The organism is Nocardioides renjunii (assembly GCF_034661175.1).
Classification (GTDB): Bacteria; Actinomycetota; Actinomycetes; order Propionibacteriales; family Nocardioidaceae; genus Nocardioides; species Nocardioides renjunii.
Genome location: NZ_CP141058.1, coordinates 2,039,455 through 2,054,856, shown reverse-complemented (window position 1 = coordinate 2,054,856; position 15,402 = coordinate 2,039,455). Strand labels below are relative to the sequence as shown.

Sequence of the window (15,402 nt, the reverse complement as noted above, 5' to 3'; positions counted from 1 at the left end):
CACATGGCCAGGACGCAGCGCCGCCCGCCGGCGCGAGGCGTGGAGTGGGAGTTCGAGACGCTCGTGCTGCCCAAGGACTTCTCCCGCAGCGTGGTCACCCGGATGCTCGTCGAGCGCGCCGAGCACGGCGGCTGGGAGCTCGACCGGCTCCGGATCGGCAACGACGGCAAGCGCCGCGTGGTGCTGCGCCGCAAGATCATCCGCCAGCGGTTGACGCTCTTCGCGGGGTGAGTGTCGGGGGCGTCTGGCCGCCGCCGCCGGATCGCCGCCGGGGCGGTCACCGGATATCCGGTGACTCCCGGCACAACGCGGAAGATCCGAGCCACCGGGTGACCTCGATCTTCCGATCACGCCGCCCACCCCGGCCTCGAGCCCGCACGGCCGGGCGTCACCAGCCTGAGGTGCCCGGTGCTCCCTTGAAGGGCCCGGTGACCCGCGAGGTGATCCAGCCGCCGTAGAAGCTGCCCGGTTGCGGCTCGACGACCTCGCCGTCGACGGTGCACCGGTCGACGCGGCCGGGGTAGAGCGCGACGTGGTCGAGCAGCGCCTCGAAGCCCTTCGACGGCGTCGGGTACGTCCACGCCACCGCCGGCAGGACATTGTCGCCGACGACCAGGTCGAGGTAGTCGGCCTGACCCTTCCACTCGCACCAGGAGGCGCCGTCGCCCGGGCGCAGGACGCCGGGGACGAAGTCGGCGACCGGCAGGTAGTAGGTCGGCGGGTGGCTGGTCTCCAGCACCCGCAGGCTCGCCGTCGTGTCGGCCACGACGACACCGGCGTACGTCACCACGACGTGCTCGCCGCTCTTCTCCACCCGCGGGGGCCGCGGGTAGTCCCACACCGACTCGGTCATGCCGCCAACCTACGGACCCCGTCCTACTCCTCGAGCCGGTGCTCCTCGAGCCACAGCCGCCTGCGCCGGGCCGACGCCTGCGCGAGCCACGCGTCCTGCACGATCTCGACGAGCTCGTCGCGGTCCAGCTCGCCGACCCGCGACGCCCGCAGGAGCACCGACGGGTGGCCGTCGAAGTGCGGCGTGGTGAAGAACGGCAGCCGCTCGTCCTGGAGCAGCGCCTGCTTGTCGCCCTCGGAGGCCACCCAGATCACCACGACGTCGCCGTAGCGCTCCCCCGTCTCCGGGTCGAAGGCGTCGGGTCGCGGGGTCCGGAAGAAGACGAACGACCTGCTGCCCACCTGGTAGACGGGATTGCTGTCGGGACGGAAGACGGTGACGTGCGGCATCGCCCGCGCGGTGGCGTGGATGTCGTCGACCGTCGCCCGCGGGCTCATGACCCGACGGCCTCGGCCTTCGCCCTCAGCTCGCGCACCATCGCGTCCGGGTCGTCCGCGGAGTAGACCGCGGACCCGGCGACGAACACGTCCGCGCCGGCCTCCGCGCAGCGCTCGATCGTCTCCAACGACACGCCGCCGTCGACCTGCAGCCACGTCTCGCCGCCGTGCTTGCGCACGAGCTCGCGGGCGGTGCGGATCTTGGGCAGGCACAGGTCGAGGAACTTCTGCCCGCCGAAGCCCGGCTCGACGGTCATGATCAGCAGCATGTCGAGCTCGGGCAGGATCGCCTCGTAGGGCTCGACGGACGTCGCCGGCTTCAGCGCCATCGACGCGCGGGCGCCCTGCCCGCGGATCTCCCGCGCCAGCCGCACCGGGGCCCTCGCCGCCTCGGCGTGGAACGTCACCGAGCCGCACCCGGCCTCGGCGTAGGCCGGTGCCCAGCGGTCGGCGTCCTCGATCATCAGGTGGACGTCGATCGGCTGGGAGGCGTGCCTGGCCAGCGACTCGACGACGGGCAGCCCGAGCGTCAGGTTGGGCACGAAGTGGTTGTCCATCACGTCGACGTGGACCCAGTCGGCGCTGGGGATCCGCGCCACCTCCTCGGCCAGGCGCGAGAGGTCGGCGTTGAGGATGCTCGGCGTGATCTGGATGCCCACGGGTCGATCCTAGGCAGTGGCGCGACCGTCCATCCGCGCGGCACGGCTCCCGGCCGGTACGACGACGTGCAGGGCGTTGCGGTCGACCTCGAAGGTCGCGGGCGTCCGGGCCGCGACCTCCCCGTCGAGGTTGACCTCCAGCGGCTCGTCGGTCACCAGCCGGAGGCGGCGGGCGGTGACGTGGTGCACCCGGTCGTGGTCGACGAGGTGCCCGGTCCGGAGCAGCCGGGCGACCGACACGTGGTCGCGCAGCCGGCCCTGCACGACGGCGTACACGTCGAGGAGGTGGTCGTCGATGGAGGCCCGGGGCGCGACCGTGAGCCCGCCGCCGTAGTGACGGCCGTTGCCGACCGCGACCTGCATGAGGTCCTGCAGCTCAAGCACCGTGCCGTCCTCGAGCTCGAGGCGGGCGTCGAACGGTCGGTGGGAGCGGTAGGCCGCCACGGTGGCGACGGGGTAGGCGAAGCGGCCCAGCCGTCGCTTGAGGCCCGGCGTGAGGCGCTGCGCCACGGCCACGGACAGCCCGATCGAGGCGACGTTGAGGTAGGCCCGGCCGTCGACGCGGCCGAGGTCGACATCGACCACCTTGCCGTGCAGCAGCGTGTCCACGGCCGCGGTGAGGGTGTCGGGGATCTCGAGCGTGCGGGCGAAGTCGTTGGCCGTGCCGAGCGGCAGCACACCGAGGACCGTGGGGGTGTGGGCGACGAGGTCGGCCGCGCAGCCGATGGTGCCGTCGCCGCCCCCGACGACGAGCAGGTCCGGCTCGGACTCCATGGCTCGCTCGAGGGCACCGGCCAGCTCTCCGCCGCCGTGGGCCGGGTGGATGAGGACCTCGTCGGACGTCGGCCGCAGGGCCGCCTCGAGCAACGGCAGCGAGCGGGCGCCGGTCCGTGACGCGGTGTTGACCACCACCGCGACCCGGTCGGTGCGGCGTGGCCGGGTGTGCGCGTCGCTCTGCATGCCTCGACGGTAGGCGACGAGGGTGAGAGAACCGTGAGGACGACCTGTGCGGGGGCTGTGGGACCGACCCTGCCGAGAGGGAGTCGGGTCGACCTCAGGTCGGCGGCTGGTCCTCGTCGGGCTCGGGTGGCGCCGCCGCGCCCTCCGCCTCGTCGCGGTCCGCCCACGCGAGCAGCGGTGCGATGTCGAAGGGGTGGGCGTCGATGGCGGCGTGCAGGTCCCCGATCCGCGCGAACCGCTCCGGCATGGTGAAGATCGTGAAGTCGTCCGGCTCGCAGTCGTCGACCTCCTCCCACCGCACCGGCGCGGAGACGCGGGCGCTGGGCACGCCGCGCACCGAGTACGCCGCGGCGATGGTGTGGTCGCGGGCGTTCTGGTTGTAGTCGACGAACAGCTGCGACGGGTCGCGGTCCTTGCGCCACCACGCGGTGGTCACCTCTCCCCCGGCCCGGCGCTCGACCTCGCGGGCGAACGCCAGCGCGGCGCGGCGTACGTCCTGGAAGCCGTGGTCGGGCGGGATCCGCACGTAGACGTGCAGGCCCGAGCCGCCGCTGGTCTTGGGGAAGCCGACTGCGCCCAGCTCGTCGAGCACCTCGCGGGTGACGTGGGTGACGCGCTGCACCGTCGCCCAGTCGCACTCCGGCCCGGGGTCGAGGTCGATGCGCCACTCGTCGGGCTTCTCGGTGTCCTCGCGCCGGCTGTTCCACGGGTGGAACTCCACGGTCGACATCTGCACCGCCCAGATCACGCTGGCCAGCTCGGTGACGCACAGCTCGTCCGCGGTGCGCTTCCACCGCGGGAAGAACAGCTGGACCGTCTCGACCCACGGCGGGGCGCCGGCCGGCAGTCGCTTCTGGTGCACCTTGTCGCCCTCGATCCCCTTGGGGAAGCGGTGCAGCATGCACGGCCGCTCCAGGAGGGCGTTGACGATGCCGTCGCCGACGGCGAGGTAGTACTCGACGAGGTCGAGCTTGGTCGCCCCGCCGTGCCCGGACCCGGTGGGCGGGAAGTAGACGCGGTCGGGGTTGGTCACCTTGACGACGCGGTCGTCGACCTCGATCTCGATGAAGGGCGACGCCATGGGAGCGAGCCTAGTGGGGCCCGAGGCCCGTGCCGGGCTAGTCCTGCCCCTGGTCCTGCCCCTGGTCCTGTCCCTGCTGCGACTGCCCGCCCTGCTCCTGCGCCGGGGTCTGCCCCGGGCTCTGCTCGGCGGTCTGCTCGGGCGCCTGCTGGACCGTCACGGTCACCGTGTCCGACCAGCCCTCGTCGGCGTACTGGCTCTCGGGCCGGTGCCAGCGGAGCTCCGTGGTCTCCGTGAGGCGTACGACGACGCGCGCGACGCCGTTGGCCTCGGCGAGGACCGGGTCGCCGGCCGGCTTCCAGGCGCCGCCGGGCGCACGGGACTCGAGGACGAGCGGGTCGCCGGTCACGCGCCCGCCGGCGTCGGTCACCCGGCCGGTGATGGCGACCTCGTCGCCCGCGGGGACCCGCGTGCGCTCCGCGGCGATGGCGGTGGCGAGGGTGATGCCCTCGAAGTCGAACGTCGACCCGGACCCGCGGACGGCGTCGAGGTTGAAGGCCTTGCCGTCGCACCCGAAGCCGGTGACGACGAAGCCCTTGCCGTCGCCGTGCTCCTCGGCGAAGGCGGCGGGTGTGGCCGTCCCGGCCGGACCCAGCGGGGCGCCGGTGGGCAGGTCGACCAGGGTCCAGTCGTAGCTGAGCCTGGAGGCGGAGACGGTCGACCACGAGCCGGGCGCCGCGGCGACGTCGGCGCGACCGCTCCACGCGGTGCCGCGGGGGCTCGTGCGCGTCACGGCCAGGACGTAGGACACGCCCGTGCTGCCGGCGGTGGCGGCGACCGACACGGAGGCGTCGAGCCGGGTGAGGGAGCCGAACTCGGAGTAGGGCCCCGAGGCGCTGCCCCGGGCGGCCGGCACGAGCCCGAGGGATCGGCGGCCCATCGGCGCGGAGTAGGGGCCGAGGTTGAGCCGCGACTGCGGTGCGGCGGCATCGGCGAAGAGGCTGGTGCACCCGACGTAGGTGATGAACGCGCTCGCGTCGCCCGTGGCGGGCCCGGTCAGCGTGCGGGTCCCGTCGGCCCGGGCCGGGCCCGCGCCCGTCGTCACGAGCAGCGTCGTGACCGCGACGCCTGTCAGAGTCCTGAGAAACCGCATCCGTGTCCTGCTCCCCGATGCACCGCGCACCCCTCCGGTGCGCCGTGCTCACTCCATCATGGTGGGCTACACGCGGGTTGTGAACAGGCGGCCTGCAGATGAATGCCGAATGTTGGGTGGGACCCACCTGTGCGGGTGGATGCTCCTCCGCTCGGCTAGCGTGCGGGCATGCCGCTGAGGGGTGGGGACGTCCCGCGACATCCCGTGCGGCGTGTGGAGGCCGGCTCCGCGCACGGCCTGCGCCGGGACAGCTATCCGGCGTCGATCCCCGCCGTGGCGCAGGTCCTCGACGAGGGCCTGGACCTCGGTCCCGGCGTGACGTTCCTCGTCGGCGAGAACGGCTCGGGCAAGTCGACGCTGGTCGAGGCGGTCGCGACCGCGTTCGGGCTCTCTCCCGAGGGCGGCAGCGTCCACAGCCGGCACTCCACCCGACCCACCGAGTCCCCGCTCGGGGAGGCGCTGCAGCTGGTGCGCGGGGCCGGGTCGACCAGGTGGGGGTTCTTCCTCCGGGCCGAGACGATGCACGGCTGGTACTCCTACATCGAGGACCACCCGAGCACGTCGGCCGAGGGGGACGTCGACTTCCACGGGCTGAGCCACGGCGAGTCCTTCCTCGCCGTGCTGGAGACGCGGTTCTCGGGCACCGGCTTCTTCTGCCTCGACGAGCCGGAGGCAGCGCTGTCGTTCTCCTCCACCCTCGGCCTCGTCGCCGCGCTGCAGCGGGTGGTCGAGCGCAGGGGCCAGGTCCTGTGCGCCACCCACTCCCCCGTCCTGGCGGCGATGCCGGGGGCCCGCATCCTCGAGGTGGGTGAGTGGGGCCTGCGTGACAGCGCGTGGGAGGACCTCGCGCTGGTGGACCACTGGCGGCGCTACCTCGCCGAGCCGCAGGCCTACCTGCGCCACCTGCTGGACTGAGCGCCGCCGTCCGACCGGGTCAGGCCCGGCGGCACAGCGTCGAGGCGAACATCGCGTCGGTGCCGTCGCGGTGCGGCCACAGCTGGAACCGGTCGACCTCGTCGGTGTCACCACGACGCCCGAGCACGGCCTCCACGACCTCGACGGTCTCGGCGCGCACGGGCGAGCACGTCGCGTAGACCACGACGCCACCGGGCCGCACCGACTCCAGCGCCACGTCGAGCAGGACCTGCTGGAGCGCCACCAGGACGTCGAGGTCCCGCGGCGCGCGTCGCCACCGCGACTCCGGCCGACGCCGCAGCGCCCCCAGGCCCGTGCAGGGTGCGTCCACCAGGACCCGGTCGAAGGTGCCCGGCACCCACGCCGGCCGGGCACCGTCACCGGCGAGCACGTGCACGCTGCCCGCGGGGAGCGCGCGGACCGCTGAGGCGACGAGCGTGGCGCGGTGCGGCTGGCGCTCGTGGGCCACCAGCACGGCTCCTCGCTCGGCGGCGAGCGCGCCGAGCAGGGCGGCCTTGCCGCCGGGGCCGGCGCACAGGTCCAGCCAGCGCTCGTCACGTCCCTCGAGCGCCGCCTGCGCCATCGCCAGCGCGACGACCTGCGAGCCCTCGTCCTGCACCCCCGCACGTCCCTCGGCCACGGCCGGCACGCCGCCCGGGTCGCCGCCGCCCAGCACGACGCCGTACGGCGACAGGCTGGTGCGGGTGCCACCGGCGGCCGCCAGCTCCTCGACGTCCGCCAGGCCGGGTCGGGCGACGAGGGTGACGCGCGGTGGGGCGTTGTCGGCAGCGAGCAGCGCCTCGAGCTCCGTCCCGTCGCCATCGCGGTCGCCGCTGCCGCCGCCGTCGTGCAGGGCCTCGGCGAGGAGCTCGACCACCCAGCGGGGGTGGGAGTGGGCGGTGGCGAGGTGGCCGAGGAGGTCGGTGGTCCGGTCGGGAGCCACCTCCGCGACCCAGCCGTCGAGGTCACGGCGGCTGACCTTGCGCAGCACCGCGTTGACGAGGCCTGCCGGGCCCTGGCCGACGCTCGCGCGCACGAGGTCGACGCTGGTGGAGATCGCGGCGTGGTCGGGCACGCGCATGGAGAGCAGCTGGTGGACGCCGAGCCGGAGCACGTCGCGCACGCCCGCCTGCAGCCGCGGCTTCGTCAGGCAGGCGTCGATGATCGGGTCGTAGAGGCCCTGCATGCGGATGGCGCCCGACGCCAGCTCGGTGGTGAGAGCGGCGTCGCGGCCCTCGAGGCCGTGCTTGCGCAGCACCTGCGGCAGCACGAGGTTGGCGTAGGCCTCGTCGGTGCGGACCGCCGTGAGCACGTCGAGCGCCGCACGCCGCGGGCGGTCGACCGGGCGGCGCCGTTCACTCACCGAAGTGCTCCCGGACCAGCTTCTGCGGGGCCTTCGCGGCCCACGCCTCGGTGATCACCTCGGCCAGCTCATCGCGGCTGATCTCGCCGAGCCGGGACTGCTGCACCAGCACGGCGGCATAGCCGTTGAAGTGGTCGATGGTGAAGAACGGCGTCGACTCGTCCTCGACGAGCGCGTGCTTCTCGGCCTCGGTCGGCGTGACGATGACCAGCAGGTCGTCGTACATCTCCCCCGTGGCCGGGTCCACCGCGTTCTGGTGCGGCGCGCGGTGCAGGACGAAGCCCTTGCCCTTGTCGCCGCGGGGGACCTTCCAGGTCGGGCGGTCGCCCCACGACGTGCCGAGCTCGGTGTCGGGCAGGCTGCCGCAGATCTCGTCGACGTCCTCCGGCCGGGCGGGCCGCTTCGCTGGGGAGCTCATCCCCCGCACCCTAGGCGACGCGCGTCAGTCACCGAGGCGGGCGCCCGACTCGAGGCGTACGCCGCGCGCCCAGTCGGCGGCCGCCATCTGCTTCTTGCCGAACGCCTTCACGTCCCCGAGCTGCACCGGTGAGGTGGAGGTGCCCACGAGGACGGCGTTCTTGGTCACGTCGAGCACCCCGGGGGGCAGCGGCTCGCGGTCGACCGAGCGGACCGGCCCGATCTTGATGCGCTCGCCGCCGAAGGTGCTCCACGCGCCCGGCGCTGGGTCGCAGGCGCGCACCTGGCGGTCGATCGCGACGGCGGGGTGCGCCCAGTCGATCCGGGCGTCCTCGACGGTGATCTTGGGCGCGAACGAGACGCCCTCGGCCTGCTGCTCACGCGCTTCGAGCGTGCCGTCCTCGATGCCGTCGAGCGTCTGCACGAGCAGGCCCGCTCCCCCCTCCGCCAGCCGGGCCAGGAGGTCGCCCGCCGTGTCGCCGGGGCGGATCCGCTCGGTCATCACGCCGAAGACCGGACCTGCGTCGAGCTCCTTGACGATCCGGAAGGTGGTCGCCCCGGTCACCTCGTCACCGGCCCACAGCGAGTGCTGGACGGGAGCGGCTCCGCGCCAGGACGGCAGCACCGAGAAGTGCAGGTTGATCCAGCCGTGCGGCACGAGGTCCAGCGCCGACTGCGGCAGCAGGGCTCCGTAGGCCACCACCGGGCACGCGTCGGCCCGGAGCCCGGCCAGGGCCGCCTGGAAGTCGGGCTCGCGCGGGTGGGTCGGCTTGAGGACGGGTACGCCGAGCTCGTCGGCGCGCTGGGCCACCGGGCTGGCCACCAGGCGGCGGCCACGTCCGCTCGGGGCGTCGGGGCGGGTGACGACGCCGACGAGCTCGTGCCGGCTGGCGGCGACCGCGTCGAGGGCGGGCAGCGCCACCTCGGGCGTGCCCGCGAAGACGACGCGCATCAGGCCGCGCTCATCGGGCGAACCCGTGGGTGGCGTGCGGGCTGACCCGGACCGTGGGCTTCTCCAGGCCGAACCACTCGGACTCGCGGATCTCCTTCATCGCCGCCTTGCGGGCGTCGGTGTCGAGCTTGTCGATGAAGAGGATGCCGTCGAGGTGGTCGGTCTCGTGCTGCATGGCGCGCGCCAGGAGCTCCGAGGCCTCGATCCGCTGCGGCTCGCCGTGCATGTCGAAGCCGGTGGCGACGACGGACAGCGCGCGCAGGCAGTCGTAGGTCAGCTCTGGCAGCGACAGGCAACCCTCCGCGCCGTCCTGGGTGTCCTCGGAGAGCTCCAGCGACGGGTTGACCAGGTGGCCGAGCTCACCGTGCACGTGCCAGGTGAACACCCGGAGCCCGACACCGATCTGCGGTGCGGCCAGGCCCGCGCCGGGCGCGGCGAGCATCGTGTCGGTGAGGTCGGTGACCAGCTGGCGCAGCTCCCGGTCGAAGCTGTCGACCTCGATCGCTCGCTGGCGGAGCACCGGGTCGCCGAAGAGGCGGATCGGCTGGACGGCCACGGATCTCCCTGGGGTGTGGGTCGGTGTGGTGGGGCGGTGCGGAGGAGCGGTCGGCGGCCGGTCGGGCGCCCGGACCGTGAGGTCACAAGTCTAGGGAGGCCGCCGACCCGGCCAGCACCCGCGCTAGATCGTGAGGGGGTCGACCTGGATCCGCACGGGGTCGAGCTTGCGGGCCGAGCGGACCCGCTGGAGGTCGCCCAGGGCGGCGGAGAGGGCCGGGCCCTGCGTCCAGGGCACGCGCAGCAGGACGCGGTGCTCGTCGCCGACCGCCACCGGGCCGAGCACCTCGGCGCCCTCCGGGACGTCGAGCAGGTGCAGCACGTCGTCGAGCGCGCCGAGGTCGCCGGTGACCGTCGCCAGCCGGGCGGCGGGCGGCAGGTGGGCCTGCGCGCGCTCGTCGGCCTCGCGACGGGCGTAGCCGGCGGGGTCCCACCGGACCAGTGCCTGCAGCGCCGGGTGTGCGGGGTCGCCGACGGCGACCACGTGGCCGCCGGGGCGCGCCAGCGCGGCGGCGTTGAGCCACCGGCGCAGCGCCTCCTCCGCGGCGCGCATGTCGTCACGGGCCAGGCTCAGCCACGTGTCGAGGACGACCACGGCGGCGTAGCCGCCGTCGGCGACGGGCTCGGCGCCCACCGTGGCGACGACGATGTGGGCGGCGGCGGGCACCGTGTCGAGGACGCGCTCGCCGCTGGAGCTGCGGACCGTGGTGCCGGGGAACGTCCGACCGAGCTCCTCCGCCGTGCGTGCCTCGCCGCGGACCGGGGCACGCAGTCCCCGGCCGCCGCAGGTGGGGCACGCCCAGGCCTGCTCGACGTGGCCGCACCAGCGGCAGTGGGGCGGGGCGGCGGGGCCCGCCAGCGCGAGCGGTCCGCTGCACACCGAGCAGCGGGCGGGCGTACGGCAGGTGTCGCAGGCCAGCGAGGCGGCGTAGCCGGCGCGTGGCGTCTGGACGAGCACCGGCCCCGACGTCAGGCCGCTGCGGATGGCGTCGTAGGCGGTGCGGGGGATGCGGGTGCCGACGGCTCGGTCCTCGGCGGGCACCGCCTCCACCTTGACCCGGCGACGCAGCACCTCGCGGGGCGTGGTCAGCTCGCGGGCCCACCCGGTCGCGAGCAGCTGCTGCGCCTCCGGGGTCCGGGCGAACCCGCCGAGCAGCGCCGCCGTCGACTGCTGCTCGGCCCGGGTGACGAGGACCTCGCGGGTGTGGGGGTAGGGCGCACGGGGCTCGGCGTGGAGGTCGTCGCCGTCGTCCCAGAGCACGACCAGGCCGAGGTCGTGGATCGGCGCGAACGCGGCCGAACGCGTGCCGACGACGATCCTGCGGGCCCCGCGCGAGACGGCGAGGAAGTCGCGGTAGCGGGCGGCCGGTCCCCCGTCGGTGGTGAGGCTGACGTGGTGGCCCTCGCCCAGCAGCGCGCGGAGCGCGGCGTCGACGCGGGTGACGTCGCGCCGGTCCGGCACGCACACCAGCGCGCCGCGACCGGCGGCGTAGGTCGCCGCCACCGCCTCGGCGACCATCGCGGGCCAGTCGTCGCCCGGCGCGGCGGACCACACGGCCTTCGGCGACTCCCCCGCCGCCAGCCGGCGGAGGAACGGTGCTCCGTGCTCGACGTCCGACCACGCGCGGGGTGTCGTGGCGGCGGGAAGCGCCGGGGCGGCCTCGGACGGCACCTTCTCGGTGGCGGCGTGCCTCGGCGGGACGGCGAGGCGCAGGACGTCGGACCGGGCGCCGGCGTACGTCCGGGCGAGGGTCTCGCTCAGCTCGGCGATCTCGGGGGCGAGCACCGGCTCGGGGCTCACCACGCGCCGCAGTGGCTGCAGCGCGCCGGTGTGGTCGGTCTCGCCGGCGCGCTCGACGACGAACCCGTCGACGTCCTGCCCGGCGAAGCGCACCTTGACCCTCGCCCCGGGCACGGCCGTGTGGGCCATGGCGACCGGGACCGCGTAGTCGAAGGGCCGGTCGAGGTGGGCCAGCGCGATGTCGACCAGCACGCGCGCGACCGGGTCGGTGGCGGCCGGCTCCCACGCCGCGGCCTTGCGGCGCCGGGTCGCCGCCGCCTTCGCCCGGGCGTCGTCCACCGCGGCACGAAGCCCCGGGAGCATGTCTGCTTCCGGGGCGTCGTGGGAGGTCATGCGGGCGATTCTGTCAGCGGCCACCGACGGGGCCGGACTCCCCGAGGAGTTTGTGAACTTCTCGGGGCGTGTACGGCTCGAGAAGTTCGGGTTTCCCCGCATATGCGGGGAAACCGACGGCGCCAACGTCAGCAGGCCGCCAACGTCAGCCCAGCCGTCAGACCCCCGCGGCCGCCTTCAGCTTCTCCGCGCGGTCGGTCGTCTCCCACGTGAAGTCGGGCAGCTCGCGACCGAAGTGGCCGTAGGCCGAGGTCTGGGCGTAGATCGGGCGGAGCAGGTCGAGGTCGCGGATGATCGCGGCCGGGCGGAGGTCGAAGACCTCGAGCACGGCGTCCTGGATCTGCGAGTCCGGCACGACGCCGGTGCCGAAGGTCTCGATGAAGACACCCACCGGCGCGGCCTTGCCGATGGCGTAGGCGACCTGCGCCTCGCAGCGCCGGGCGAGCCCGGCGGCCACGACGTTCTTCGCCACCCAGCGCATGGCGTACGCGGCCGAGCGGTCGACCTTCGAGGGGTCCTTGCCGGAGAAGGCGCCGCCGCCGTGGCGCGCCATGCCGCCGTAGGTGTCGACGATGATCTTGCGACCGGTGAGGCCGGCGTCGCCCATCGGGCCACCGATGACGAAGGTGCCGGTCGGGTTGACCAGCATCCGATAGCCCTCGGAGGGCAGCGAGAAGTCGGCGAGCACGGGGTCGATCACGTGCTGCTTGATCTCGGCCTCGAGCTGGGCGTGCTCGATGTCGGGGTCGTGCTGGGTGGAGAGCACCACGGTGTCGATGCGCACCGGGCGGTCGTCCTCGTCGTACTCGATGGTGACCTGGGTCTTGCCGTCGGGGCGCAGGTAGTGCAGGACGCCGTCCTTGCGGACCTGCGTCAGCCGCTGGGCGAGCCGCTGGGCGATGGTGATCGGGAGCGGCATCAGCTCGGGGGTGTCGTCGCAGGCGTAGCCGAACATCAGGCCCTGGTCGCCGGCGCCGCGCTTGTCGAGCTCGTCGTCGGAGTCGCCCACGCGGGACTCGTGGCCGGCGTCGACGCCGGCGGCGATGTCGCTGGACTGGGCGCCGATCGCGACCTGGACGCCGCACGTGGTGCCGTCGAAGCCCTTCTCCGAGGAGTCGTAGCCGATGTCGAGGATCGCCCGGCGGACGATGTCGGCCACCGGGGCGTAGGCGGTGGTGCGCACCTCGCCCGCCACCACCACCAGGCCGGTGGTCAGCAGCGTCTCGACGGCGACGCGCAGGTTGGCGCGGTCGGGGTCCTCCGCCATGAGGTGGTCGAGGACCGAGTCGCTGATCCGGTCGGCGATCTTGTCGGGGTGCCCCTCGGTCACGGACTCGGAGGTGAACAGGCGTCCAGCCACGATGCTCTCAATTCTTGTGTGGAACGGTCGGGGAGAAACCTAGCGGCTGACCAGCATCCGGGACGTGTGTCTCACCCGACGAATCGCCGGGCGACCTCGTCCCAGATCACGTGGGCCAGGGCGGTCTTGGAGCCCCGGGCGACCTCGACGGCGGTGCCGTCGGCCCCCAGGATGACCGCCTCGTTGTCGGTGCTGCCGAACACCGCTCCCCCGCTGACGTCGTTGACGACGAGCAGGTCGCAGCCCTTGCGGGCCAGCTTGGCGCGCCCGAGCTCGAGCACGGAGCCGGTGGTGTCACCGGTCTCGGCGGCGAAGCCGACGACGACCGCTCCGGCGCGGGCCCGGTCGTGGGAGATCTCGGCGAGGATGTCGGGGTTCTGCACCAGCTCGATGGCGGGCGCGGAGCCGTCGTCGGCCTTCTTGATCTTGGCGTCGCTGACGGCGGTGGGCCGGAAGTCGGCGGGCGCGGCCGCCATGACGACCGCGTCGGCGGTGGCCGTGGCGCCCACCACGGCCTCGCGCAGCTGCTCGGTCGTCTCCACGCGTACGACGCCCACGCCGGCCGGGTCGGGCAGCGACACGTTGGCGCTCACGAGCGTGACGTGCGCACCGCGCGAGGCGGCGGCCCGGGCGAGGGCGTAGCCCTGCAGCCCGGACGAGCGGTTGCCGAGGAACCGGACGGGGTCGAGGTACTCGCGGGTGCCGCCGGCGGACACGACGACCTTGCGCCCGGCGAGGTCCTGCGCCGCGTCGGCACCCCGGTCGAGCACCCCGAGCACCAGCTCGAAGATCTCGGCCGGGTCGGGCAGGCGGCCCTTGCCGGTGTCGGCGCCCGTGAGCCGGCCCTCGGCCGGCTCGATGACCACGGCGCCCCGTCGGCGCAGGGTGTCGACGTTGGCCTGGGTGGCCGGGTGCTCCCACATCTCGGTGTGCATCGCCGGGGCGAACACGACCGGGCAGCGTGCGGTGAGCAGGGTGTTGGTGAGCAGGTCGTCGGCCAGCCCGTGGGCGGCCCGGGCCAGCAGGTCGGCCGTGGCCGGCGCCACGACGACGACGTCGGCGTGCTGCCCGATCTGGACGTGCGGCACGGCGTGGACGTCGGCCCACACCGTGGCGGAGACAGGCTTGCCCGACAGGGCGGCCCACGTCGGGGCGCCGACGAACTCCAGCGCCGAGGCCGTGGGCACGACGGTGACGTCGTGCCCCGACTCGGTGAACCGGCGCAGCAGCTCGCAGGCCTTGTAGGCCGCGATCCCGCCGGAGACGCCCAGGACGACCGCGGTCACCAGGAGGCTCGCGTCACTCCGTGGGCGCGGCGGCAGCGGCCTCGGCGGCGGCGGCCTCGGCGGCGGGGTCGATGTCCTCGCAGGTCAGCAGGTCGTCGTTGATCTCGCGGAGCGCGATCGAGAGCGGCTTCTCCTGCACGTGGGTGTCCACGAGCGGGCCGACGTACTCGAGGAGGCCCTCGCCGAGCTGGGAGTAGTAGGCGTTGATCTGACGGGCGCGCTGGGCGCTGTAGAGCACCAGCTTGTACTTGCTGTCGGTCTTGGTGAGCAGGTCGTCGATCGAGGGGTTGGTGACGCCCTCGGCGGCGATGTTGGGAGAAGCCACGGTGCAGGTGCCTCGCTAGTCAGAAGAGGGTGAAGCAGGACCAACCATCAAGGCTACCAACTCGTCGGCAGCAGCGTGAACTTCGTGGTTGACGATGGTCACGTCGAACTCGCTCTCGGCGGCCAGCTCGGCCCGCGCGGTCTCGAGCCGGCGCTCGCGCTCGGCCTCGCTCTCGGTGCCGCGGCCGACGAGGCGGCGTACGAGCTCGTCCCACGACGGCGGCTTGAGGAAGACGAACAGCGCCTCGGGCATCGTCTCGCGCACCTGGCGCGCGCCTTGAAGGTCGATCTCCAGCATCGCCGGGTGCCCGGAGGCGACGGCGAGCTCGACCGGGGCCCGTGGAGTGCCGTAGCGCGCCGCCTTGTGGACGACCGCCCACTCCAGCAGGTCGCCCTTGTCGATCATGGCGTCGAACTCCTCGTCGGAGACGAACCAGTAGTGGACGCCGTTCTCCTCGCCGGGCCGCGGCGGCCGGGTGGTCGCGGACACCGACAGCCAGACCTCCGGGTGGGTCTCGCGCACGGCGGCGGCCACGGTGCCCTTGCCGACGGCGGTGGGGCCGGCGAGGACGATCAGCCGGGAGCGGCGGGTGGGGGTGCTTGCCGCGGGAGCGGGCTCTGCCTCGATCACGACGGGTCGGGGCCGAACTCACGCTCGAGCGCCGCGACCTGCTTGACGCCGAGCCCGCGGACCCGGCGGCTCTCGGCGATGCCGAGCCGCTGCATGACCTGGCGGGCACGGACGCGGCCGAGGCCGGGCACCGACTGGAGCAGCTCGACGACCCGCATCTTGCCGATGACCTCGTTGGTCTGCCCCTCGTGGAGCACGTCGAGGATGGACCCGCCGGAGTTCTTCAGGCGGTTCTTGACCTCGGCCCGCTCGCGTCGGGAGGCCGCAGCCTTGTCGAGGGCTGCCTGGCGCTGCTCGGGCGTCAGAGGGGGCAAGGCCACGAAAGCTGTCCTTCGGGAGGTCGGGGGTCCGGCGGTGGTTGCTCAATCTAGTCACGTCGCGA

18 protein-coding genes are annotated in these 15,402 nt (G+C 73.9%); 2 read left to right on the top strand and 16 right to left on the bottom strand.

Annotated elements, in window-relative coordinates; genetic code table 11:
* Window positions 1-3: 3 nt before the first annotated feature.
* On the top strand, window positions 4-231 hold the full coding sequence (locus SHK17_RS09805) for a DUF5703 family protein (protein ID WP_172272482.1): 228 nt from the start codon (window positions 4-6) through the stop codon (window positions 229-231).
* Between the two features lie 157 nt (window positions 232-388).
* Here SHK17_RS09805 and SHK17_RS09800 read toward each other — a convergent pair whose 3' ends face one another.
* The 6 genes from SHK17_RS09800 to SHK17_RS09775 all read right to left on the bottom strand — a co-directional run bounded on the left by SHK17_RS09800 (window position 389) and on the right by SHK17_RS09775 (window position 5,035).
* The gene (locus tag SHK17_RS09800) at window positions 389-853 is read right to left on the bottom strand and encodes a DUF427 domain-containing protein (RefSeq protein ID WP_172272484.1); all 465 of its coding nucleotides are present in this window, start codon (window positions 851-853) and stop codon (window positions 389-391) included.
* Window positions 854-876: 23 nt separating this feature from the next.
* Complete coding sequence (locus SHK17_RS09795) at window positions 877-1,290, bottom strand: MmcQ/YjbR family DNA-binding protein (RefSeq protein ID WP_322921914.1); 414 nt, start codon at window positions 1,288-1,290, stop codon at window positions 877-879.
* Window positions 1,287-1,949 carry a ribulose-phosphate 3-epimerase gene (gene rpe / locus SHK17_RS09790; RefSeq protein ID WP_322921913.1) on the bottom strand — a complete coding sequence of 221 codons (663 nt, stop codon included), beginning with the start codon at window positions 1,947-1,949 and terminating at the stop codon, window positions 1,287-1,289. Before rpe ends, SHK17_RS09795 begins: the two co-directional genes overlap by 4 nt.
* Window positions 1,950-1,958: 9 nt before the next feature.
* The gene (locus SHK17_RS09785; RefSeq protein WP_322921911.1) at window positions 1,959-2,909 is read right to left on the bottom strand and encodes a lipid kinase; all 951 of its coding nucleotides are present in this window, start codon (window positions 2,907-2,909) and stop codon (window positions 1,959-1,961) included.
* Window positions 2,910-3,003: 94 nt separating this feature from the next.
* Window positions 3,004-3,990, bottom strand: a complete 987-nt coding sequence (gene ligD / locus SHK17_RS09780) for a non-homologous end-joining DNA ligase (protein ID WP_322921910.1) — start codon at window positions 3,988-3,990, stop codon at window positions 3,004-3,006.
* Window positions 3,991-4,027: 37 nt separating this feature from the next.
* The gene (locus SHK17_RS09775) at window positions 4,028-5,035 is read right to left on the bottom strand and encodes a hypothetical protein (protein ID WP_322921908.1); all 1,008 of its coding nucleotides are present in this window, start codon (window positions 5,033-5,035) and stop codon (window positions 4,028-4,030) included.
* Between the two features lie 216 nt (window positions 5,036-5,251).
* Here SHK17_RS09775 and SHK17_RS09770 point away from each other — a divergent pair, with 216 nt between their 5' ends.
* A complete protein-coding gene (locus SHK17_RS09770) occupies window positions 5,252-5,998 on the top strand; it encodes an AAA family ATPase (protein WP_322921907.1) in 747 nt (248 codons plus the stop codon).
* Window positions 5,999-6,017: 19 nt separating this feature from the next.
* Here SHK17_RS09770 and SHK17_RS09765 read toward each other — a convergent pair whose 3' ends face one another.
* The 10 genes from SHK17_RS09765 to mihF form a co-directional block, all read right to left on the bottom strand.
* The gene (locus tag SHK17_RS09765; protein WP_322921905.1) at window positions 6,018-7,361 is read right to left on the bottom strand and encodes an RsmB/NOP family class I SAM-dependent RNA methyltransferase; all 1,344 of its coding nucleotides are present in this window, start codon (window positions 7,359-7,361) and stop codon (window positions 6,018-6,020) included.
* Window positions 7,354-7,779: an MmcQ/YjbR family DNA-binding protein gene (locus SHK17_RS09760; RefSeq protein WP_322921903.1), complete on the bottom strand. Its 426-nt coding sequence runs from the start codon at window positions 7,777-7,779 to the stop codon at window positions 7,354-7,356. Before SHK17_RS09760 ends, SHK17_RS09765 begins: the two co-directional genes overlap by 8 nt.
* 24 nt (window positions 7,780-7,803) lie before the next feature.
* Window positions 7,804-8,730 carry a methionyl-tRNA formyltransferase gene (fmt, locus tag SHK17_RS09755; RefSeq protein ID WP_322921902.1) on the bottom strand — a complete coding sequence of 309 codons (927 nt, stop codon included), beginning with the start codon at window positions 8,728-8,730 and terminating at the stop codon, window positions 7,804-7,806.
* Window positions 8,731-8,740: 10 nt separating this feature from the next.
* Entirely contained in the window at window positions 8,741-9,286 is a 546-nt protein-coding gene (gene def, locus SHK17_RS09750; RefSeq protein ID WP_172272509.1) for a peptide deformylase, read from the bottom strand.
* 123 nt (window positions 9,287-9,409) lie between these two features.
* Complete coding sequence (locus tag SHK17_RS09745) at window positions 9,410-11,419, bottom strand: primosomal protein N' (RefSeq protein ID WP_322921901.1); 2,010 nt, start codon at window positions 11,417-11,419, stop codon at window positions 9,410-9,412.
* Between the two features lie 157 nt (window positions 11,420-11,576).
* Window positions 11,577-12,779: a methionine adenosyltransferase gene (gene metK / locus SHK17_RS09740; RefSeq protein WP_172272515.1), complete on the bottom strand. Its 1,203-nt coding sequence runs from the start codon at window positions 12,777-12,779 to the stop codon at window positions 11,577-11,579.
* A 71-nt stretch (window positions 12,780-12,850) separates the two neighbouring features.
* A complete protein-coding gene (gene coaBC / locus SHK17_RS09735; RefSeq protein ID WP_322424164.1) occupies window positions 12,851-14,065 on the bottom strand; it encodes a bifunctional phosphopantothenoylcysteine decarboxylase/phosphopantothenate--cysteine ligase CoaBC in 1,215 nt (404 codons plus the stop codon).
* A gap of 13 nt (window positions 14,066-14,078) precedes the next feature.
* The gene (gene rpoZ, locus SHK17_RS09730; protein WP_172272518.1) at window positions 14,079-14,390 is read right to left on the bottom strand and encodes a DNA-directed RNA polymerase subunit omega; all 312 of its coding nucleotides are present in this window, start codon (window positions 14,388-14,390) and stop codon (window positions 14,079-14,081) included.
* Between the two features lie 15 nt (window positions 14,391-14,405).
* Window positions 14,406-15,020 carry a guanylate kinase gene (gene gmk, locus SHK17_RS09725; protein ID WP_172272521.1) on the bottom strand — a complete coding sequence of 205 codons (615 nt, stop codon included), beginning with the start codon at window positions 15,018-15,020 and terminating at the stop codon, window positions 14,406-14,408.
* Window positions 15,017-15,340, bottom strand: a complete 324-nt coding sequence (gene mihF, locus SHK17_RS09720; RefSeq protein WP_172272524.1) for an integration host factor, actinobacterial type — start codon at window positions 15,338-15,340, stop codon at window positions 15,017-15,019. The genes gmk and mihF overlap by 4 nt, the downstream gene beginning before the upstream one ends.
* Window positions 15,341-15,402 lie beyond the last annotated feature (62 nt).